18 protein-coding genes are annotated in these 22551 nt (G+C 36.2%); 17 read left to right on the top strand and 1 reads right to left on the bottom strand.

Features of this window, described 5'->3' with window-relative positions:
- Positions 1–113: 113 nt before the first annotated feature.
- Positions 114–2396 carry a carbohydrate binding family 9 domain-containing protein gene (locus BUR11_RS00645; RefSeq protein ID WP_143185780.1) on the bottom strand — a complete coding sequence of 761 codons (2283 nt, stop codon included), beginning with the start codon at positions 2394–2396 and terminating at the stop codon, positions 114–116.
- Between the two features lie 395 nt (positions 2397–2791).
- On the opposite strand from BUR11_RS00645, the gene BUR11_RS20900 reads away from it, so the two are divergent.
- From BUR11_RS20900 to BUR11_RS00550, 17 genes are all read left to right on the top strand, one after another.
- Positions 2792–5485, top strand: a complete 2694-nt coding sequence (locus BUR11_RS20900; RefSeq protein ID WP_143185778.1) for an eCIS core domain-containing protein — start codon at positions 2792–2794, stop codon at positions 5483–5485.
- Positions 5486–5919: 434 nt separating this feature from the next.
- Positions 5920–6396 (top strand): hypothetical protein, encoded by a 477-nt coding sequence (locus tag BUR11_RS00635; protein ID WP_074222924.1) that lies wholly within the window; start codon positions 5920–5922, stop codon positions 6394–6396.
- A gap of 781 nt (positions 6397–7177) precedes the next feature.
- Positions 7178–8254, top strand: coding sequence for a hypothetical protein (locus BUR11_RS00625; protein WP_074222922.1), 1077 nt, complete (start codon positions 7178–7180; stop codon positions 8252–8254).
- A gap of 15 nt (positions 8255–8269) precedes the next feature.
- Positions 8270–8983, top strand: coding sequence for a hypothetical protein (locus BUR11_RS00620; RefSeq protein ID WP_074222921.1), 714 nt, complete (start codon positions 8270–8272; stop codon positions 8981–8983).
- Between the two features lie 209 nt (positions 8984–9192).
- Positions 9193–10188: a glycoside hydrolase family 43 protein gene (locus BUR11_RS00615; RefSeq protein WP_074225035.1), complete on the top strand. Its 996-nt coding sequence runs from the start codon at positions 9193–9195 to the stop codon at positions 10186–10188.
- Positions 10189–10453: 265 nt separating this feature from the next.
- Positions 10454–12043, top strand: a complete 1590-nt coding sequence (locus tag BUR11_RS00610) for a serine hydrolase (RefSeq protein ID WP_074222920.1) — start codon at positions 10454–10456, stop codon at positions 12041–12043.
- A 467-nt stretch (positions 12044–12510) separates the two neighbouring features.
- Positions 12511–13095 carry a hypothetical protein gene (locus BUR11_RS00600; protein WP_074222918.1) on the top strand — a complete coding sequence of 195 codons (585 nt, stop codon included), beginning with the start codon at positions 12511–12513 and terminating at the stop codon, positions 13093–13095.
- A 233-nt stretch (positions 13096–13328) separates the two neighbouring features.
- Complete coding sequence (locus BUR11_RS00595; RefSeq protein WP_074222917.1) at positions 13329–13880, top strand: hypothetical protein; 552 nt, start codon at positions 13329–13331, stop codon at positions 13878–13880.
- Between the two features lie 126 nt (positions 13881–14006).
- Positions 14007–14753 (top strand): DUF6090 family protein, encoded by a 747-nt coding sequence (locus BUR11_RS00590; protein WP_074222916.1) that lies wholly within the window; start codon positions 14007–14009, stop codon positions 14751–14753.
- Positions 14743–15078 (top strand): hypothetical protein, encoded by a 336-nt coding sequence (locus tag BUR11_RS00585; protein WP_074222915.1) that lies wholly within the window; start codon positions 14743–14745, stop codon positions 15076–15078. The genes BUR11_RS00590 and BUR11_RS00585 overlap by 11 nt, the downstream gene beginning before the upstream one ends.
- Before the next feature lie 257 nt (positions 15079–15335).
- A complete protein-coding gene (locus BUR11_RS00580) occupies positions 15336–17078 on the top strand; it encodes a pentapeptide repeat-containing protein (protein WP_074222914.1) in 1743 nt (580 codons plus the stop codon).
- 335 nt (positions 17079–17413) lie between these two features.
- A complete protein-coding gene (locus BUR11_RS00575; RefSeq protein ID WP_159439193.1) occupies positions 17414–18223 on the top strand; it encodes an alpha/beta hydrolase in 810 nt (269 codons plus the stop codon).
- Between the two features lie 123 nt (positions 18224–18346).
- Entirely contained in the window at positions 18347–19090 is a 744-nt protein-coding gene (locus BUR11_RS00570; protein ID WP_074222912.1) for a DUF6090 family protein, read from the top strand.
- 37 nt (positions 19091–19127) lie between these two features.
- On the top strand, positions 19128–19823 hold the full coding sequence (locus BUR11_RS00565) for a DUF6090 family protein (protein ID WP_143185776.1): 696 nt from the start codon (positions 19128–19130) through the stop codon (positions 19821–19823).
- 511 nt (positions 19824–20334) lie between these two features.
- Positions 20335–20646: a hypothetical protein gene (locus tag BUR11_RS00560; RefSeq protein ID WP_074222910.1), complete on the top strand. Its 312-nt coding sequence runs from the start codon at positions 20335–20337 to the stop codon at positions 20644–20646.
- 409 nt (positions 20647–21055) lie between these two features.
- Positions 21056–21817, top strand: a complete 762-nt coding sequence (locus tag BUR11_RS00555) for a helix-turn-helix domain-containing protein (protein ID WP_084560824.1) — start codon at positions 21056–21058, stop codon at positions 21815–21817.
- Positions 21818–21914: 97 nt separating this feature from the next.
- Complete coding sequence (locus BUR11_RS00550; protein ID WP_074222908.1) at positions 21915–22460, top strand: cupin domain-containing protein; 546 nt, start codon at positions 21915–21917, stop codon at positions 22458–22460.
- Positions 22461–22551: the final 91 nt, after the last annotated feature.

Below are 22551 nucleotides of genomic sequence, written 5' to 3'. Positions count from 1 at the left end.
ATACCTCGAAGGTTTCATATATCGACCCCTCCCCTGGTTATGTCTTCCCAAACAGCTAATAAAACTATGAGCGAAAACACTCACATGAGCGAGAGGATTTTTACCATGCTGAGTTACAAATTCAACCAATAGGTCATCTTAAATACCAGCGCACGGGATTTGGACCCGCCAAATTGAAGAAACCCTTCCTGTGTTTCTGCCAAGTAATTGTCCGTATACACCAAGAACATATCTGAAACCGGTGCAAAACGCCATTGTAAGCGCGAATTGATGTTCACATTATCAATTTGACTGTTGTACTGGACAAAAGTGGTCCAAAAGAGTTTTTTGCTGAAGGTAAAATCAAACCGAGGTCCGATCAAAAAGAGATTGGCATCGTTATAGGGGTCTGGCAACCGGATGCCATTGTAGGCAAAGTCAATGCTGGTAAATCCCAAGGGCTGGTAACGCCACTGGATGCTTCCCTCCAGGTTCCATCGCATCCCATTGTAATATTCCCCAGAACGGGTGCTCAGCTCAAAGGATATTTTTTTTCTTGCGTCAGACTGGTACCGCGCGATCAACAGGTTATTGGTGTATTCGGTGTTGGCCTCCAAAGGAAGTCCACCGGTACCGCTGGGATCAAAAGATCTAAACAGGTAGGTGTATTGTCTTCGTAGCCTAGCGGAAAATTCAGCAGAGGTCCGCCAAGTGATATCATATAAAATATTCACATCCCAATCGAGCAATCCATAGGTTTGGTTCCCTTTCAAGTCCACATCAAAGCCAGGACCATGTCGCTGGACTCCTCCACTCGTGGGGTAAAACCTTTTTCGATAGGTCATGGCGAGTTGCCGAAGATCCGTCCGTCGTACAAAGCCTACTTCCGGGGCATAATTCGCTCCGACCATCTGGGCTCTCATATTAAATTCCCACTCCGGCACACTGTATTGGAATTCCATCCCGGTAGCAAAGGCGCTATCCACCTTCACTTGATTGATATTTTGATGGTAGAAAAACTTTCCCGTGATTTTATTATCTGCTGAAGCCAGGTTATAATCGAATCCAAAGGTTCTATCCCATTCATTGTATAAACTATCGCTGTATTCCTTAGGATCTTCAAAGGTTTGCTTATTGACCAAAAAGGCCGAAATATTGGATCTTGAAAAGACTTTTTGCTGTAAGGAAATCATGGAATAATTGTAGGAAGGCAATTGAGCCGTTTGATTATCTGCCACCTGCATACTTAAGACCCCCACGCGAAGATTATCGTTTACTTTACCGCTCAATCTCAACCCTAGGGGAATACGGGATTGAATGTTCTGCCCGGTATTTTCATCCCGAGAAACTCCAATTCTTCTACTAAAAAATGGTCGGGTATCTCTCAAGCCATAATCTGAAAACAGGTCTGCATTCTCCAGAAAAAACTGCCTTCTTTCTGGAAAGAATATCTCAAAACGGTCTAGGTTGGTTACTTGTTGATCTACCTCCACCTGAGAAAAATCAGGATTGACGGTGAGGTCCAGATTCAGTCCTGGAGTAATGCCATATTTCACATCGAACCCCGCACTCAGCCCAGTATTGGCATCTAGCCCTTCCGAAAAATTTTGATCGTAGTTTCCTGACACAAAGGGAATAAAAGAGAGATTTTTACCACTTCTTTTGGTAGGTTGTTCCCACTCTGCTACCCTAGAGGAGGCTAAATTATAGAGACTAAAATTACGTTGAATCGGCGCCCAAGTGGATCGTTCTGCGCTTTCACTATCTACTCGGTAAAAATTGAGATTCCAAAATTTTTGTCCTTCATTAAATCGTAGGGAATTCAAAGGGATGGCCATTTCAGCCACCCAGTACCCTTGATGGGGCTTGGCCTCTCCCCTCCAAACATTGTCCCAGTCCAGACTAAATGATTCACGACCACTTCCTCCATTTACCACCAACCCCTCTCTTCGAACCCCAAAGGGATTGATCCCAAAAGAAAAGGCATTCGTTCTATCTTGAAAGGTGTCAAAAACCACTGTAAAATTATCATTGGCAGCACCTCTAAAGTCTCTTCTGAGCGAGGGGGTCACATAGGATCGATCTTCTGTGGCATTGTACATGATCCCAAGTACATACACATTCTTATCATCGTACAGCACTTTGGCGACGGTCTGATTCACTGCCAACGACGAATCGTAGGGAAATTGCTGCATCCAATTATAGGCAGAATCCGCTTCCGCCCAGATTTCGTCGATCTCCCCATCAATAACAATAGGAACATCTATTTTTTTAAAAATGATATCCTGTGCAATGGAAACCCTTGTACATAGAAAGAGGGTCAAAAGGAAAAGTGCCTTTCTTAACATTTTTTTTACTAGGTAAAGTCGGAAAGCCACTGGGTTAAAGAGCTGTGACTTTTGGTTGGTAGATTGCATAGTTAACTTGAAGAATTGATACAGGTTTCATGTAGACGGTTTTTTTATGTGAACGGCAGATAATTGCTAAAGGAAAGCTCAATTAATAGTTAGTTTCTAGAAAAATACAATCACTGCCACTTTATATGGATAAGATTTAAAACCGGGAATGCTAGTCTGATCACATTTCATTTTTGTACCCTATAAAGCTAAATTTGACTACAAGCGATTTAGTAAAAGTATGCATCCATCAAAAACCTAGACCTGATTTCAAGGATCAATTCACTTAAATTCTTATTTTGTAATTGAAAGCGCTGTTATCTTTATGTAAATCAGAAAAACACAGTTCATTCTGAGCAGTATATTTTGGGTCAACCAATTTTTAAAAAGAATATTTTTTACCTAACCATCAAAACATGCACAGGCACGCTGACCAAACTCCAAAGAATCCCAAAGCTACTGGAAGAAAGGCAACTCATTCTGTGGAGCATGCTGTCTCTTCTCAACAAAGTGGGGTTGAGTCTGCTTTTCCCTGGGTGGATAATCGGTCGGAGGCAGTTGCCCAACGGAAACTGAAAAAAATGGCGAATTCCAGCCTACAGGTTCAAGCATCTGGTCCATTGCATAGGATGGAAGACACTCATTTTTCGACCAAATCTCCACCTATCCAGAAGAAAGAGAATAAGACGGGCTTACCTGACTCTCTTAAATCGGGAATTGAAAATCTCTCAGGTTTCACTATGGATGATGTGAGAGTGCATTACAATTCCAGTAAACCTGCTCAACTACAAGCTCATGCCTATGCCCAAGGAACCGATATTCATTTAGCATCCGGGCAAGAAAAGCATTTGCCTCACGAGGCATGGCATGTGGTACAGCAAAAGCAAGGAAGGGTAAAACCGACCATGCAAATGAAAGAAAAAGTCAATATTAATGATGATGCTGGATTGGAGAAAGAGGCAGATGAGATGGGATTAAAAGCATTTCAAAATCAGGCTATAGTTCCCAATTCTTCCTTGCAAAATACCTCTTTTCCAAAGACCACAACTCAACGATACCTTATTCCTGAAAATGAAGTTGATGGTAGTTTTACTTCCCAAGTATCTCGTGAAAAGGAGGGAGGAGGAAAAACATTTTTAAATCAATTAGGAACTGGGGCCCAGCTAGAATCAAAAACTTCAAGTAAAGTTCGAGTGGCTGTTACAGGAAAAATGGCAATTGAAGATTCAGACAAAGGAGCTCGACAAGCCAAATTTTTCTACGCAGACAGTGATATTTTAAATGAAGCTAATCAAGCGATGGCAAAGATTAACTCACCAATTTCTTTTGAGGAAGGGACTCAAGTGATCACTGTTCAAGACCAAGAAGGTAATGATCATCAATTAAGTCTTATCATTCCTGTTAAACATGCCGGGACTGAAAATCAGGAAACAGGCACCAATATTAAGATTCCTGAAAATTGTAATGAAGCGGCATGTGCTATAACCAACTTAGGTGGTGGAGGGCAAAATAGATTTAAAGGAAAGTACAAACCCGGAAGCGAAACTATTAATCCTCCATCAGGATATCTAGGATTAGAATTAGTGGGAAGACTAGCGAGCTTTTTACCAGCTTATCTAAAGGTAAAAGAATATGAGCAATCTTCCGGATTCAGTCGGTTCTTTCAATCCGAGCCTATCGAAGAAAAAAAATTAATGGAGATCACACGGGATCACTCTTTAGATTCAAGAGATAAGATTACAGGGTATCAAGATGGTTTGAGCGAATCGAAATTAACAGCGAAAATGGAGGACATGAAAGATAGAATTGGAGGCTATTATTCCAATGAATTTTTAAATAAACCCAATTCCAAAGAAATCATTGATCAATTGGGGATTAATGAAAGTGCTGCCCCAGATGCTGGTGATGCCATGGCTATTTTTTCAATAGGAAAATCAATTGGAGATGTAAGTGGTGATTTTAGTGTGATGGATTATCGCACAGGTAAAATGATCAATAAACCAGCACCTTATCATTTTGCAACAGTCATTGCCAGAAGTGGAGCAGATTATATCACGATGGAAAACTACGTAAGAAGAAATGAAGAGGCTGATGACCATGCGCCTGCAGATTTAGATCCAAGGTATTTCTTTAGAATGTATGGGCCAGAAGCCCAATCTTTTCATAGCGAAAATGTAAGTCGTTACCCTAACGCAATGACTTTGGCATTCAATAAACCTCTACAACAAGTAACTCAACTAAAGAGCAATGCCCCTGTCCAGTTTAATCCCGAAGAAGAAAGCGCTAGAGAAGTATTAGCTTATATGCCTGATGGTCCAGGCAACTTGACCTCGAGTTCGGAAGAGGCAAAGAAACGTTTCCACAGAGCCACTCGATTGGAACAAATGTTACTTAAAACAAATAACTCTGTTGACAATTCCCCAGAAAATCAAGATATGAAAGAGTTGGCGAGAGATGCTCTTTATAGACAAGAGCATATGACTGAGGAGGAGGACAATCAAATGTCTGTCAGTTCCCATGTAGGAAAAGACAACAATTTAGATCAACCAATCAACGGAGAAAAATATAGAGGTGTGTTGAGAAAAGAGAAATTAGATGACATTAAAGAATTAATAGAAATAAATAAAAATTTTGGAAATTTAATTGAGATTGTATGGAGAGATTTTGTTTTAAAGAAAACAGGGGGAGGATCCTGTGACCATATCTCTGCATCCACCTTTTTAAGCCTTGTAGAAAAAGGAAAAGAACCAGTACTTATCAGTTATGAACCTCAAACAGATAATGAGTATGAAATAAATCCACCTAATGAAAAATTAAATAAACATAGATCAGTCCTAGTTCAAGAGGGAAATCTTGGCAAAGAGGTAGACCCATGGTTCCCTAAAGAAAATAAAGTGAATTTGTTTGAATCTGCTGAAGATGCGAAAGCCAAACTAATAAATACAACTTTGATATGGCAGTGGAGACCAGATGATAAAGAATTTGTGACAGCGGTACAAAATGAATTAGAAATAAGATATCAAATGCTCCAAAAAGAAAATGAATTAAATGACGAAGGAAATGCAGAAGCCATTAAAGCTCTTTGGGAAATAAAAAAAATAGAACATTAATGTTTATTTGCCAGAATGGTATTGATACTCACCCAAAACTTGCGGCGTACGAATTCAAATTTGAGTAAACTGGATTTTACTTTTGCTTTTGATGATTTATAACCTTGTGGATCAAAATGTAAATTAGGGACTTTTAAATTCAGTAAATCGAAGTTTAATCAAGGAAGAGGTAAGAAGATTTTAGTAAATCATCACTCTAAAAAACTTCCATTTTCCAGTCTTAATGGAGGAAAGTAGCGGAATCCTCTCTCTATTTTAGCCCTTGAATCCCTAATCTTTCAAGATGAACGAAGGATCATATCACTTAAATTCTTATTTTGTATTTGAAAGCACTATTATCTTTTTGTAAATCAGAAAAATACAGTTCCATCCGAGAAGTATATTTTGCGTCAACCAATTTTTAAAAAGGAAATTTTTTACCTACCCATCACATCATGCAAACACATGCCGAGCAAACAGAAAAGCACACAAATTCTACTAGCAAAACGGTAACCAATCCATTACCTTCTCATACTAGTAATTCGGATTCCACGCTTCAGCTGGTAGACAATAGACCTGAGACGGTTCATATGAAAGATTTACAAAGTATTGCAAATAACAGATCCACCACTAATCAACTCCTCCAAAGAAAATCAGTGAGAAATCCTTACCTATCCAGGCAGGAATCTGTGATTCAGCAAAAATCAGGAAGTCATGGCAAAAAAAAGAAATTAAATGTTCAAGGAAGTTATACAGACAATGGTGAAACACAGAACTTCAATGACAGAGATGAAGACATTTCCATTGTGAAAGGTCATGGTGGATATGAAGATCAAGGGGCTCTTGCAGAGCAATGGGTAAGAAAGGCATATCGTCTATCCCCAAATGCTGTAGTCACTATCACGAATTACAGTTTCTATACAGCAAAATAAACTAAGCTATGCTTTCAAGGTTAGCACCTGCTGATCTGGTAGAGAAAACCACGTGGATATTTGTTGGAACTATGAATACTATTATTTCGGCTTTCAGAAATTTTTCAGCTTCTTTTTTCTATCCAGAATGAATTCCAATAAAAACAGGCATTTCAACAAACCAGAAATTAGGAACACCTGCTTGATAGTGTCTCTCCGATCAAAATAAATTATATAAAGACAGCCCCATTGTAAATTAAGTTTCTAGCAGAAGTTCTAGCTTTTTCAAAAGAAGCCCCGTGTTTTATTGGGTAGTATTGACTTTAAAATTGATCATTATGGTAAGCTTGGGCAGCAGAAGAAAAAAACACGCATTTGGTCCGGCTCGGGGGACCATTGAACTCTCCCCTTTGGAATTATTGGAGACAATGAACGACTTTTTCTACAAGTTTGCACACTCCATAACAAAGTCTGAAGATGCAATCACTCTAAAATTTCTATTCCAAAAATCTTAGTTGGAGAAAGCCTCACGGATGAAGCCATTTAAACAATCAAAATCTTACCTATCACCAAACAGCTTTTATTCATGTTTTGTATTATCAATCAGCTGATGAATATAGGATCGAAAACGGTTTACCTTTATCTATCCAATCCTTAACACAGCATAAATTTCATTGAAAAAATACTTGGGATACTGGAAATTCAATCATGATTTAATAAACAGTATGATTAATTTAATCTGCATTTTCGCATATATATATTTTTTTTCTAAATTAAAAATTCTAACTAAAATTTAACTTTTATGTCTAAATCACAAATTTTTAAATACGATGACCCGGTTTATCCAAGTAAATTCGACCCGAAAAAAGCCTCCCGAAAATTAGGATTTTCAGGTTCAAATTTTGGTTTGTTGTTAAATAACCCGGATGTTTTGAAAATTTTTCCAAAGCATCATAATTTGTTTACTCCTATCGCATTTGCTGAGAAGTATTGCAAAATATTCGACAATAATAAAGGAGGTCTCGAAATATATAATTTTAAGATCACTGGAGGAAAAGGCCAATTTTTAACAAGTAATAATCAACTAATTGATTATTATCTTTTACAACCTAGTTTCACAATCAAAAGTGGCCAAAGTAAAAATGGAAATTTGTCTTTAGTGCAAGTCTTTGTAATAGTTGAAACTTTAGCTCCCATTGTAAATGTAGAACCACCAATTCCGTCGACGGACCAAGGATCTACTACTACTAATCAAGATTCAAGTACTACTAATGCTTGGACATTAAGTGCAAGTGCAGGAGCATTTGGCAAAGCGGTTACTGGGACAGTGAGCGGCAGTATAAGCCAAAGCAAGACAACCAGCATATCCATTGGCAGATTGAAAAAAGATGTCGAAGTTTCTCGTAACCCAAGCCCTAATGATCTTCCTCAAAACTTTAAAAACGTAACTATTCCAAAAATCAATAATGGTGATGAAGATAAAAGGATCGTTTGGAGATATGATTTAAACAATGGGACTCCTGACAATCCTACAGACGTTCAAACCTCTGATTTAGATTTTACTCAGGGTTTCAATTGGTTAGTAGATGACAATGAAAGAAAAAACTTTAATGGGTTTCCTTTGAAGGTGACCATCAAGTGTTTATTTGCCATTAAAGATGATGTATTATTGAATGAATTATTTAACCAAGGTAAGCCAGAGAATAAGGAACAGGCAGAAGAGGAGATGGCCATTATGTTAAAATCTAAAGATTGGAAGTTAGGAAATAAGGATAGTTATGGAGTTTTAAATACCTTATGGGCTGATGATATTATATATCCTCGTGATGGTAACAATATAATTTTAGAGTGGCCTTCTGAAGGAGGCGGAACCTTTTAAAAAAATCCTAATTCCATGTCATTCGTAGATCAAGATACAATTAACAGTATTCAAGCAATTACCAGAGAAATTGTTAGAGGCTACAATGAGCCTCAAAACAGAAGTCGTGTTCTCACTTCTTTGACATTTAAATATCATAGTGGCACTTCATCCGACGGATCACCAAATTACCTTATGTTAATACTTTCAAAAGATAGGAGTGGACAAATTGATTTCGCACCTTATGCTGAGGGCTTTGGTAGAATAACGAGTGAAGTAAATATTTTGGATTTAGATAGCATAATAAATTCCTCAGTTCCAAAAGCTGAAATGGAATTTGGAATTGCACCTGTTATTGGGAAATATGGTAAATCACAAATTGTTTTATCGCGGAGAATATTTGCGCCTGATAAACGAGGAAGTGAGGTTTTAATTGGTGCAATCAAAGAGCTAGAAACAATAGCTAAATCAACAAAAAAATTGCTTCCCGATTATACTCTTGATAATGATGGATTGTTATCATTAAATATTAATCTTACTGATTTCGATAAATTTAAAGAATCATGGGAAAGTCAAAAAGACGAATTAATTAAGAACAATTCTGATTTTCAAAATAATCTAGGTTCTGAAGAACAATTATCTCAAGCCACAGGTATTGCAGAACAAATTCAAGAACAACAAGCCTTAGATGCTGAAAATAGAGACCCTTCGATAAACGAAGGTTTACCACCTTCTGAGGAAGAAATTTAATTTTGTTACCCCTTAAGCGTAGTTTACCTCTACGCTTTTTTATTATTACGTATTTGCTTTCCACTAACTTCTAGGATTGAGCCACAATATCCTTAATTTGGTTTCCACAACGCTTAAAGTCTTCTGAATCATATGGGTAGTTACTCAAAAGACTTGTCTAAAGGAGCATGATACATATCCTGAAAAATGAATTTAGAATTCTAGATTTTATGAGAATTACACTTACTGCATGGTTGGTCTTAGTGTGCTGTTCAGCCATTTACGCCCAAAACAGGAAACCGGAAATTCGGGAAAACATCCCTTTGGATTCTATACGGCTGAGCGATCCGGCGATCCTTGCGGATAAAAGTACCTCCACCTATTATTTGACTGGAACAGGTGGCTTGCTCTGGAAAAGTAAGGACCTGGCAACCTGGACTGGCCCCTACGTCGCCACCCAAACAAATCCAGATTCCTGGATGGGGCCAAGACCCATGATCTGGGCCGCAGAATTACATGCGTATCAAAACAAGTATTACTACTTCGCCACCTTTACAAACCGAGAAGTGGTAATCGACACAGTAAAAGGTAATGCCATTGAAAGACGAGCCAGCCACGTATTGGTGAGTGATCATCCAGATGGACCTTATGTACCCATGGAAGACGAAACCTATCTACCCGCAGACATCCCTACCTTGGATGGGACATTCTGGGTGGATACCGATGGAAAACCCTACCTCGTCTATTGCGAGGAATGGCTAGTAAACTGGAACGGTACAATGGAAAAGATCGAGTTAAAACCAGACTTGAGTGGTACTGTTGGAAAAAGGAAGATCCTGTTTTTTGCCCACGATTCTCCTTGGAGCAAAGAGAAGGACCGATATGACAGAATCGTACCTAACAAAGTAACGGATGGGCCCTACTTATTTAAAACTCAAACCGGGAAATTAGGAATGATCTGGACCAGCTGGATATTCAGCGACTACGTTCAGGGAGTAGCCTATTCCGAGAGTGGCACCTTGGATGGTCCCTGGGTTCAGGAAAAGGAACCCATTACTCCACCCAACTTTGGTCATGGAATGCTATTCCGCACATTTGAAGGAAAATTATTGATGTCGGTACATAGCCATAAAAGTGTGAATGGTCGCTATATCCGTATTCCTCATTTATTTGAAGTCGATGATTCGGGAGATAAAATTGTAATCCTAGGTCCATACCTGCATTGAACATTTAACCTTTGAGGTTTTCAATACCTCGAAGGTTTATTTTTCTTTTTCCCTCCTTGGTTATTACTATACGACCAAGAAACATATTGTGAGTGAAATCACCCTCCTACCTAAAAATTAAATAAGCTGATTTTAGTCATACATCTGCTCATTTGAGGTCTTTTGAGCGTATTTATCCCGCTAATTATCAATATATTAATAAGAGAGAAATCCATTTAAAACACATGGGTTTATGCAGTATTGACTTTTTTTAATTTGAAGATTGATGAAAATATTCCAAATACTAATAGCTGCTTTTTTATTGGTTTGGGCTTCACAAGTTCCGGCGCAAGATCAAAATTTGAATACCAAACTGCATTTAGCGGTTCTTCAAGGAAACCTTGAACAAGTACGTGAAATCTTACAATCCGAGTCCAACCTCAATGAGAAAGATCAGTTTGGATCTACCCCCCTTATCATTGCAACCACATTTGGCAGGAGTGAAATCGTAAAGCTATTGATCGAAAAAGGGGCCGATTTAAGTATCCCAAATGGTCAAGGTTCTACCCCATTGCATATTGCGGCTTTCTTTTGCCATGAAGACATCGTCAAGATGTTACTTCAGAATGGAGCAAATAAATACATTAGAAATAATGATGGAGCTACAGCCTTTGATATTGTAATAGCTCCCTATAAATTGGATCAGGAAACCTATCAACAATTAGAAAGTGCTCTGGGTCCAATGGGGCTAAAAGTTGATTCGAACTATATTCAAACCACCCGGCCAAAAATTGCAGCCTTGCTGAATAAAAAAGCTTCCAGTCACAAAATGGTTAACTACCAGCCTTTAAATCGGGATGATTGGAAGATTTCATCTCCCTCCGAACAAGGATTGGCTAAGAACCTGGTAGATGAAATCTATTTCGAAGCTTCCCATCTTGAAACATTGTATGGTTTACTAATAATTAAAAATGGTTTTCTAATTGGCGAAGGCTATTTCAATAAAGGATCCGTGGATCAATTATCACAGCGGGCATCTGTAACCAAAAGTTATGTTTCAGCATTACTCGGCATCGCTTTAGGGGAAGGATGTCTTTCCGATATTGATCAGAAGATGGTCGGGTTTTTTCCAGAAATAGAAGATCAACTAACAGACCCACGAAAAAGAGAAATCACCATCCAACAGATGCTGCAAATGCGGGCGGGCTATCCATGGGAAGAAACAGAAGATCAATACTGGAATACCTTATGGACAGGGAAATATATTAATGCGATAGAAGACATTCCCTTAACACATGATCCAGGAAGTACTTTTCAGTATAGCAATCTAACCTCCAATTGGCTTTCCATGATCATTTCACGTGCTTGTAATACGGATCTAAAATCATTTGGCGAACAACACCTGTTTTCACCACTTCAGGTAAAATTAGGTGACTGGCCTCAAGACTTGGACGGTTATCGAATTGGATCTGGCGATATTCAATTCACTGCTCGTGATATGGTAAAGTTTGGGCTCTTATATTTAAATGAAGGCCAGATGGAAGGGGATCAAATCATTCCTGCCGATTGGGTAAAAGCGTCAACTCAACCTTATTCAACAGATATCAATTCCGTTGGTGTGAAATCGGGACATTTAGGTCGCTATTTCAAGGATGTTGGATATGGCTACCAATGGTGGTCAGCAAGTGTTGGCCCACATCAATTCTCTTATGCTTGGGGACATGGCGGCCAGCTAATCGTTATTTTGAGAGATTTAAATATGGTCATTGTTACTACCGCTGATCCATTTTATGGCAAAGAAGCCCACTTTAATGCTTGGCAACATGAACAGTCGATCATCAATTTGGTGGGTAAATTCATCTATTCAATCCCATAAAATAATCGGTTGAGAAAAAAGTTATACCCCTTCTGATCAAGTACAGAAAACCATCGTAAATGTGATCCTGAAATTATATCATAGGATTTAATATCCAAGCAATTAAAAAAAAGCATTGTGTTGTTTTAAATGTTTTGATCTAGAAGTTTGAAAAATTTTTGATCATACTTCGGGATTGCAACCACGATAGTTATCGGGTCCCGAAGAGTGGAAGAACGGAATAATGGACCTTGCCAACCCTTAAAAAAACTTTTAAGTACACCTTGTTTGATATAATTCTCCAAGGCTATAAAGAAGATCAAAAGCCTTATGATCAAAAACTCTTAGGATCGGATTAAGAAAAAAATCATTGAAATTCTTATTTTAAAGAAGGTAATTCATCTGCATAGGGATAATTGTGATAGATATGCAATAGATTTTTGGAGGTTCATATCTAAATATGTTGGAATTCATTAAAATCAAATAGTATGAAATTAGCAAAAGCACTTTGGTCTTTAGGCTCATTCTTGGTTAACGGGACTATAATTGTATATATATTCCTTTCTAGTAAAGCACCAGCAAATCTGGAGGAGAGATTTGCCTATATAAACGAGAATTGGGGAATATATAATGCTCATTGGAAAATAGAATTCTTGCTTATGACTATGGTTGCTATAGGAGCATTCTACTTTGCTATTAAGAGCAAAAAAATAAGTTGGTCTCTTATTACCATTGGACAGTTAGTCTTATTGATGATTTATCCATTGATGTTGGGTGGCTATCATAACAATCCAATAGATTTGGCAAAAATGATTAATCAAATTGCAACAATAATTTTTGTTTTTGGAAACATAATTTTCCTAAGTGGTCTATTTGTACTATACATCAAGGATAATATATTAAAACCCTGGCTTAGGTACACTGCAGTAGCTTTTGCCAGTATAGAAGTATTGGTATTACTTTTTGTATTTGCTGATGTTTTAACCTGGCAGCAAACTATGGTAACTGCACCTTTAGTAAATGTTCTATACTTGATTAATGCATATTATGGCCTTAAATTAAAAATGGAATAAATGAAATGTCAACATTGTAAAAACTGCATTGAAAAGTAGATTATGCTGGAAAGCCTTGCTGCTCAGGATCCTCGACAATTGTCAGAAGCAATCCTGAACCTTTATCATAGGATTTAAAATCCGAGTAAATAAGAAAGAGCATAGTTTTGCTTTTAAATGTTTTGATCATACTTGGAGATTGCAAGCACGATATTCTTATCGGGTCCCGAAGAGCGCAATAAAATTCGACAGAAATGAAAAATAAATCGAAAGTATTAACCTACCTATTTTTGATTATTACCTCTTTATTCAGTTGGATCAATCAAGTATATGGACAAGAGAAATTGAATATTTCGACTGGATTTGGACTACCTGAGTTATTAAATATTGGTATGCGATATCAAATTGATCAGACTCAAATAGGATTAAGTGTTGGATCATTGCCACTTGGCTCAAATGAAAGTGTAGTTTCCATCTCAGGTGATTTTTATTACCATTTTGGAGGATTTTCTGAATTATCAAACAGACGTCCTTGGTTCGGAAGGATTGGATTGAATTATCTGCGAGATGAAACTGAAAGTATAATTCATAAAGATTTCTACTTAAATACTCGGATTGGGAGAGACTTTAATATTTCAAAGAAAATTGGAATTGAAATAGGCATTGGTGCCATTTTCATATTAAGTGATAAAGAAATAAATAAGAATACTTCAAATAGTGCTGGGACTTGGACTGGTGGTTGGACATTTGATCTTGACTTTCCAGTTTTACCAAGTCTAGGAATAGGATTGTTTTATAGGATTTAGTGCTATTTGATTTTTTTTAATGTGACACAATATTGTTTAAAACTAATTATCGGTTCAGTAGAAACGGCAAGGGTTGTAGCAATCGTGTATTTAGAATTACGCTTTATAAAGACCTTTCATTAAACTATGATAAAATTCTTCCGAAAAATTAGACAAAACTTGCTGGTAAAGGGTCAGACGGGAAAATACCTAAAATATGCCCTTGGGGAGATCCTACTCGTTGTCATAGGAATTTTAATTGCACTACAGATCAATAATGCAAATGAAAGCTTTAAGCAAAATCGCAAAGCTAAAAACTACGAAGAGACCTTAATTGCAGAGCTGAACGCTGATTTGATGAGGATTAATCAGCTAGATACCTTATGTCAGAAAATGCAGAAAGACATCAATGATTACCTCTCCTATTTCAAAAATCCGGATAAGGAATATGAGGTAGTCATTCAAGAAATGGAAAAAGTGAACTATTACGGTGATTTCTACCAAAGTATTGCCTATACCATCGATGATATTATTAATACGGGCAACCTAGAGCTATTTAACCAAGAGATTAAAAATGCCATTTTAGAATATAAAGCCACGCAGGATTTTTATGAAAAAAACAGGGAAGAAGTGGTCCAAAAATATGTCTTGAGTGATCTCGAATTTGAAAATGCGGTAGATATTCTTTCTTTTAATGATCTCCCATCCGACGAATCCAAAACCCTTAATAATTGGCTATTTGACTTCAAATCAGAACAATACAGGTTGTTCAACAATAGAGCGCTTTCTATTTTACGGACTTATTATTTCCGATCCGACCAAAACACCAAAATGAGACTCAGTATTGAAAACCTGCTAACAGAATTAATCAAAGAAAACAGCAATGAAGAATAAATTATTTTTATTTCCCATCCTCTTATTTGTTGCATGTTCAAGTAAAAAAATCGAAGCGGAATTTATTGAGATTGAGAATAACAATGCTCGATTTGAAATCGTGAATGACAGCGAGGAAGATATTGGTAAAATCACGTTTGAAATAAGATACTTAGATAGTTCAGATGATGTATTACTTTTAGATACCGTATCCTATCAAATGAGTAATCAGGGTCAAAATGAGCCCCTTCCATTTTTAAAAGCGAACGACAGAACCTTTATCGTTCAACGTGCACCCGATCAATGCCAGAGAGCAGAAATAATGGTATTGGAGATTGATCCTTGAGTTGAAGCTTTTCAATCGAATACGTTTATCCTACCCCCAGAAAGCAAACCGACTTCCGAACTCTGACCACTAAAAACTAATTCAATATCCTACCAACCTTGTGGTCAAAAACTTTTAGGCTAAGGTATAGAGGAATGCCATTGAAATCCTTATTTTGGTTAGAACAACAACCAATTCACTGAAAACCAATTGAAAAGTCAGGAAATTGACTATTTAGATTTGGACTCATATTAGAAGCGTTGGCAAACATTGCAAAAATGAAATCGGAAAATGAAATCACTCCAATAGAACTATTAGAAGTTCTAAAGAAAGGGGCTCAGGTATGGGGGGAATGGTTAAAAAAAAATGCGCTTACTGAAAATTTTGACGATTATTTTAACAGCAATTTTCTTGATTCGGATATTGAATATATATCTGAAAAGGATATGATGGAAAGGAGAGTCAAAATCAATGGACTATGCAAACTTGACCTTAGTGGTTTTGACCTACAGGAATTTGATTTAAGATTTTTTAATTTGAAAGGAGCAAACTTGGAAGGAGCAAATCTCTCCAATGCAAATCTAGAAGGAGTAACCCTTGAAAAAGCAAACCTTAAAGAAGCAAATCTCAAAGGGGCTATTCTAAAAAAAGCAAATCTTAAAGAAGCAAATCTCGAAAGAGTCAATCCCACAAGTGTAAGTGAATTAGATGAACCTCTTTTTTCAGAAAATCCTAGATCAAATCCAGGTAAAGCGGCAGATTTTTCAGCGGCAAATTTAGAAGGTGCCAATCTTTCCCACGCAAATCTAGAGGGTGTCAACCTATATGAAGCAATTCTCACAGAAGCAATTCTCACGGAAGTCACTCTTATAGAAGCAGTTCTTGACCTAGGAGATTTTACAAAGGCAAATCTTTTGAATGCAAATCTTTGTAAAGCAAGTATGGGGTATGCAAATTTCACAGAGGCAAATCTTCATAAGGCATATCTTCCCTATTCAAGTCTTTTTAATGTAAATCTTAAAGGAGCAAATCTTCAAGAAGTAGATCTTCAAGAAGCAAATCTGTCAGGAGCAAATCTGTCAGGAGCAAACCTTGAAAAGGCAAACCTTGAAAAAACAAATCTTGAAAAAGCCAATCTTGAAGGTGCTAATCTTACACAAGTAGCTCTTACTCAAGCAATTCTTTTGAGTGCAAATTTTTCAGGTGCAACCATCAGAAATTCAATCTTGGCATATACGATAATGATTGATACCAACCTTTCAAGTGCAGACTTAACGAATAGTATCTTAACTGGATCTAATTTTACCTATACTAAAATAGAAAACGCCATTTTTGATGGATGCAATGTCTATGGAATTTCAGTTTGGGATTTAATCGGAGAACCGGCTTCACAAAATAATTTGGTGATTACCAATCAACAAGAACCTAATGTTAACCCTATTATCACTGTAGATGATATTGAAGTAGCTCAATTTATTTACTTGATGCTGAATAATACGAAAATTCGAAAAATTTTAACCACGATAACAGGTAAGGGAGTGTTAATTCTAGGTCGATTTTCTCCAGAAAGAAAAAAAATATTAGATGCTATTCGTAATAAGTTAAGAGAATTGGATTATGTCCCTATGATGTTTGATTTTGAGCAAGTGGAATCAAGAGATTATACAGAGACTATTCAAATTTTAGCAGGTATGTCCAGGTTTGTAATAGCAGATATTACTAGCCCTAAAAGTAGTCCTCTTGAACTTCAAGCAACAGTCCCCAATTTTAAAATCCCTCTTATCCCAATTATTCAAGAAGATGAACAGGCGTTTGCCATGTTTTCAGATTTAAAAGGAAAATACAAATGGGTGCTGGAGGAATTAAAATACACAAGTGAAGTTGATTTAATTAAAGCATTTCAAAAAGGAATAATTGATCGTGCAATTGAAAAAGAGAAAGAATTATTTAAAGAGAAGGAGAAGCCAAAATTTGATAAAGATGTAAAGGATAATCGCCCTTCTACATCTGATTATTTTTAATAAAATGATTACAACTATATAAAAATGGTCATTATTTGATTTTCTGATATTCAAGTAATTATATCCATTATGGATGCAATCCTGATCCTTAATCATAGGATTTATATTCCTGATATTAAATAAAATAGCCTATTAAAATTTTGGAATGATTTAAACAGGAGGGTTATATTCTTTTTGACCAAAAACTATTGGGATAAGAAAGAGATGGAAGACATTGAAATCCTTATTTTGGATTATTAAACACTGAATGAATACAATTGAAAACCATGTAGATAGCTTTGAACAGGATTAAGATGATTAGGTTTAAACCCGTGTTGGCTACAATAAAAAACGATATGAAAGGATTACTTGTATTTGGATTGATTTTAATTTCTCAGTTCTCGATGGCTCAAGACACGATCTGTATCAACAAAACCATTGAGCACAAAATACATTCTGAATACTTACAAGAAGAACGAAGCTATTGGATAAGCCTTCCGCTAAATTATTCAGATACATTAAGCTACCCTGTCATCTATGTCTTAGATGCTGAATGGAGGTTTGACTTAATAAGAAACATCACTTTTTATTTAGGTGCAGACGGGAAAATTCAAAACTCAATCATTGTCGGTATTCCCCATATTGACTGGGAAGAAAAAAGAGGTCGAGACCTAACCTTTAGTCAATCAAGAATTGAATATGATGGTGAGAAAGTTGATTCAACTTGGTACAATGATTCAAATTCTGGACAGGGCATGAAATTCTATGATTATTTTATTCATGAATTGATTCCTGAAGTAAATAACAACTATCCCACCAATAATTACGAAACGTTGATTGGTCACTCTTATGGAGGTTATTTTGGGGGATATATCTTATCCTTAAATCATCCTTTTGAAGTGATTCATATTTACGACCCATCAATTTGGTTTAGCAATGGAGAAGTTATTAATAAACTAAAAAACAGTAATTTACAGAAGGAGGTAAAAATTCATTTAACCTATCAGCCTATCCCAGAATTCCACAAAAGCAAAATTGAAGAATTCATATCAGAGCTAAAGAAGAACCAGAAAGTAAGTTTGACCACTGAATTTTATAAGAATGAAACTCACAATTCTTTGTTTCTGGATAGTTTTTACCAAGGAATTACGAAAACCAATAAATGACTATTAATACAATAATGGCTAGATGTAATTGCAGGCCTTGAAAGTGAAGTGCTACCCCTCGCAACTACTCATAGTTAGACTATTTTGCTTCACCTCGAAAGTAAACAGGACCTACCAGAAACTATGATCAATTTCTTTAGAAAAATCCGCCAAAAAATGCTTACTGAAAATAAATTCACCAGATACCTGATTTATGCTTTTGGTGAGATCATCCTGGTGGTTTTTGGTATTCTGATCGCACTTAGCATCAACAACTGGAATGAACAATCTAAAGAACGGAAATTTGAAAGGAAAATGCTTTCTGAGATCCATTTGGCACTTGAAAACGACATTGCATATTTTGAAAATAATGTAAGTCGACTGGCAAGTTTGGATTCCGCCATCGATGTGATGCTAGGATTTATTGAAGAAGAGGCAGAATTTATCGACTCTATGTATAACCAAGATCGAGGTCGATCCTATTATCTGGCCACTGGAATTATTTATCAATATAATCCGGGCCCCTACGAAGCCCTCAAATCAACAGGAGTCAATAAGATTAGAAATGATTCTTTAAGAAAAGAACTCATCACCCTATATGACTTCGAGTACCCAAGACATCAAGAATTTATAGAATATTATGACCAAGATTACAAAACCCAAATAGACAGATTCTTCGGAATGATGGATGAACCATTCATCGAATACGTGAATGGCAAAAGAATGATTAATAAAAAGTTCCCTCCTGACCTGTTGAAAAAACCTGATTTTCTAAACCTATTAGATGAAATGAGAAGCAGAGCCAGGCTTCAATTAAGGTCATTCAATAATTTTATTCCTGACTTAAAACGAGTAGAATCACTTTTATCCGAAGAACTAAAAAACTAACATGCTTAGCTTTCTCCGCAAACTCAGACGAAACAATATGAACTCAAAGTATTTAAAATACGCATTTGGAGAGATCATCCTTGTAGTCATTGGTATTCTCATTGCTTTAGGAATCAACAATTGGAATGGAGAGAAAAAGGAAAGGGAATTCGAAAAGAGAATGCTTTCTGAACTTCAAATTGCTCTGGAAAGCGACATCAAAACTTTTTACTTCTTTGACAAAGTTCTGAAAGATTGGAACAAATCAGTACTTTATCTTACTGATGCTGTCAATTCTAAAGACATCAGTATACTCAATAAAGATTCAGTTTATTTTCACCTCAAAGAAATTCAAGGTTTTGGAGTTTATGTTACGTATAAAACCGGACCATATGAGTCAATCAGGTCTAGTGGATTAGACAAAATATCCAATGACACTTTAAGAGGAATGATTGCGAAGTTATATGGTGGCGATCTGCCTTCGTTAGACATTTGGGTAAATGAAATCATTAGAGGATCTATCAATGAAAAGTTTAGACTATTCGATGAACTTTTTGATAGTAAAATTCGAGTAGAGAAAAACTCTTTAGAGCATGACCTGATCATAGAGAATCTCAATTTTTTAAAGGACCCGAGATTCATTGATATATTGATCAAATCGAGTAGTGCAATCAATAATTCAATAATGCCTTTTCAAAGTAATAGGGAACAAATGGAAGAATTAAGAGATCTGATAAAAAAAGAAACCGAATAAGCCATGTTCAACTTCCTTCGTAAACCCAGACTCAAAAATATGAAAGCTAGGTATCTAAATATGCTACAGGAGAAATCATTCTTGTTGTAATAGGAATTCTATTAGCATTGTCTATCAATAACTAGAAGGAAGAAGAAAAGAATTCAAAAAGTGTAAAGCATTTTGAAGTTACAAAGTTCATTGAAATTGGAATAACACCAACTTTTCCTCCTTTGAATAAAAGGCTTAATTAATTAATATCTAAAGATTTATTAAATTTATATAAGCCCTTAAACAACATGGGATAAATCAATTTTTTAGATTATGAAAAAAGTGTTTTTAGTTTTATTATTATTCAACACCAGTCTTATATTGTTTGCTCAGAAACAGAAAGAGCTTGTTGAAACAAGACCTTTAAATAACATTAACCTAAATCTTCTAGGTGATGCTTCTTTAATCTCTCTTAATTATGAAAGACAGTTTATACTAAGTCCCTCCTTTATTTTAAGTAGCAAACTAGGCCTAGGATACAATGAAGAAGTTGATTTTTTATGTTTTTGGACCCTGTTCTCCCGGAGATGAAAAATATGTAACAATACTATATCATATAACAGGAAATCTTGGGAAAAGTCGACATTTTTTCGAGTTTGGACTAGGAGGAACAATAATTGGAGGAAACACTACTCAACCCTATTTATTTTACCCAATAGTGGGGTATAGAATATTACCATTAAAATCAAAAAGGTTAAATTTTAGAGTATTTGGACTAATACCCTTTTCTGGAAGAATTACGGATGATATTTTATTTATGCCATTCGGGTTGAATTTGGGTATAAGCATTTAAATGAATACTGTGATGAATATGAAATCTATTGACGAATAAATACTAGGGTCAAGTTATTATATATCTCAAGTTATATTAAATCAACAAATAGGATTGTGGTCCTTAGTGAGACTACTTCGAAATGACCAAAAACCAAACCGCCTCCTGATAATCTCCAACAGGACAAGAATCACTAATTTTTTAAATTCAACTGTGGACCCTTGTAAGTACTTGGACTGTAGGAAGACTATCCTTATTATTGAGCATTAAAAAGTTCTACATTTTGGATGAAAGGGACATTTTAATTTCAAAACTATTGTTGCTTAGCCTAGCTTCAATTTTGACCCATTTTGTAAAACCAAATTAAATCACCGGGGTTCAGGAAAGAGTGAAACTAGAAAACTTAAAAATATCAGGCATACTTGGCAAAATGACATCCAGTCAAAAAGATGATTGTTATGCTGTATGCTGGATTAAAAATGGAGTTAAGGGAATAAAAATCAATGATTCTGTCTATACAAATGTGTCTAATGCTATCTTTTTTCTAAACCCAACTTATGATTGGGAAATATTGAAAAAAGATACTTCCGCCTTCTCAGGATACGTGCTATTAATTCCTAAACAGATTTTGAATAACCCTATTTTCAAAAATCTTCATATTACAGAGGTCAGACTTTTTAATGTAGATGAAATACCCAAAATAAACCTTTCTCCCGGCATCGAATTAAGAGTACAATCCATATTGGAAATGCTCGATGAATTGATCAGTACCAACTTAAAACATCGGGAGGAAGCCATTTTATCCTTGCTGAATACCTTCTTTGTATACTGTGATGGAAAATGCAATATCAAATCGGTCATTACCGATAATAATGCAAAATCAGCTTTGGTGTATAAATTCAAAAAAAGTATTGACCGAAATGTAACCCAATACCATGAGGTGGGTTATTATGCTAACTCCCTCCATATTTCAGATAAATACCTGAACGAATGTGTAAAGGAAGTTTTGGGAGTAAATGCCAAACAACTGATTGATGAACAGTTGGTCATGCGTTCAAGGCACAATCTGAAATTCACAGACAAAACCATCAAAGAAGTGGGCTATGAGCTAGGATTTTCATCACCGGATTATTTTAGCTACTATCTCAAAAAAATGACGGGGCTCACTCCCTCCCAGATAAGAAAAAGTTGATTAGGGTAAAATTCTAAAGGATTACCGAGTTTTTCACAATACCCTAGGGGATAAGGAATTCTATTTTTGTCCAAACTACAAACGAAAAAATTTAACCATGGACAGAAAAAAATTCATTAAAACATCTGGTTTAGGAATTGGACTGGCATTCATTCCAGGAATTTCTAAAAGCAATATTCGATCTAAAAAAAACGCTTCTTCGGATAAGCTCGATCCAAAAATCATCAAGGATAAAAAAGGAGAAGTGCTCAACGTACTCGGAGATATTCAGACCCATAAATTGATCGGAAGCGAAACAGCAAATCAAATAGTGGAATGGGTAGACGATGTAGATCCTGGAGTGGGTATTCCTCCACATATCCATACCAAGGAAGATGAGATTTTTCGAGTGATCAAAGGCCAGGTTGAAATCATGGTCGATGGAAAAGTTTCTGTACTGGAAGCTGGAGACACTGCTTTTGCCCCAAAAAACATCCCTCATTCCTGGAAAGTAGTGGGAACAGAAAAAGCCAAAATGATCACAAGTGCTTTTCCGTCTGGAATAGAACATATGTTTAGGGATTTGGCAAAACTACCTGCAGGTCCACCTGATTTTGAAAAAGTGGCCAAGATCTGTGGAACCCATGGGATTTCATTTGTATAAAGCTATTGAACATAAAAAAATTAAAAACCTTTGAGGAGTTTCCTATCTCTGATCTAATTCGACTCCAAATAGGATTCTCTTAAAAGGTTTT

Origin of the sequence: Algoriphagus halophilus (genome assembly GCF_900129785.1) — a bacterium.
Taxonomy (GTDB): domain Bacteria; phylum Bacteroidota; class Bacteroidia; order Cytophagales; family Cyclobacteriaceae; genus Algoriphagus; species Algoriphagus halophilus.
This window is presented reverse-complemented; position numbering and strand designations above follow the sequence as displayed.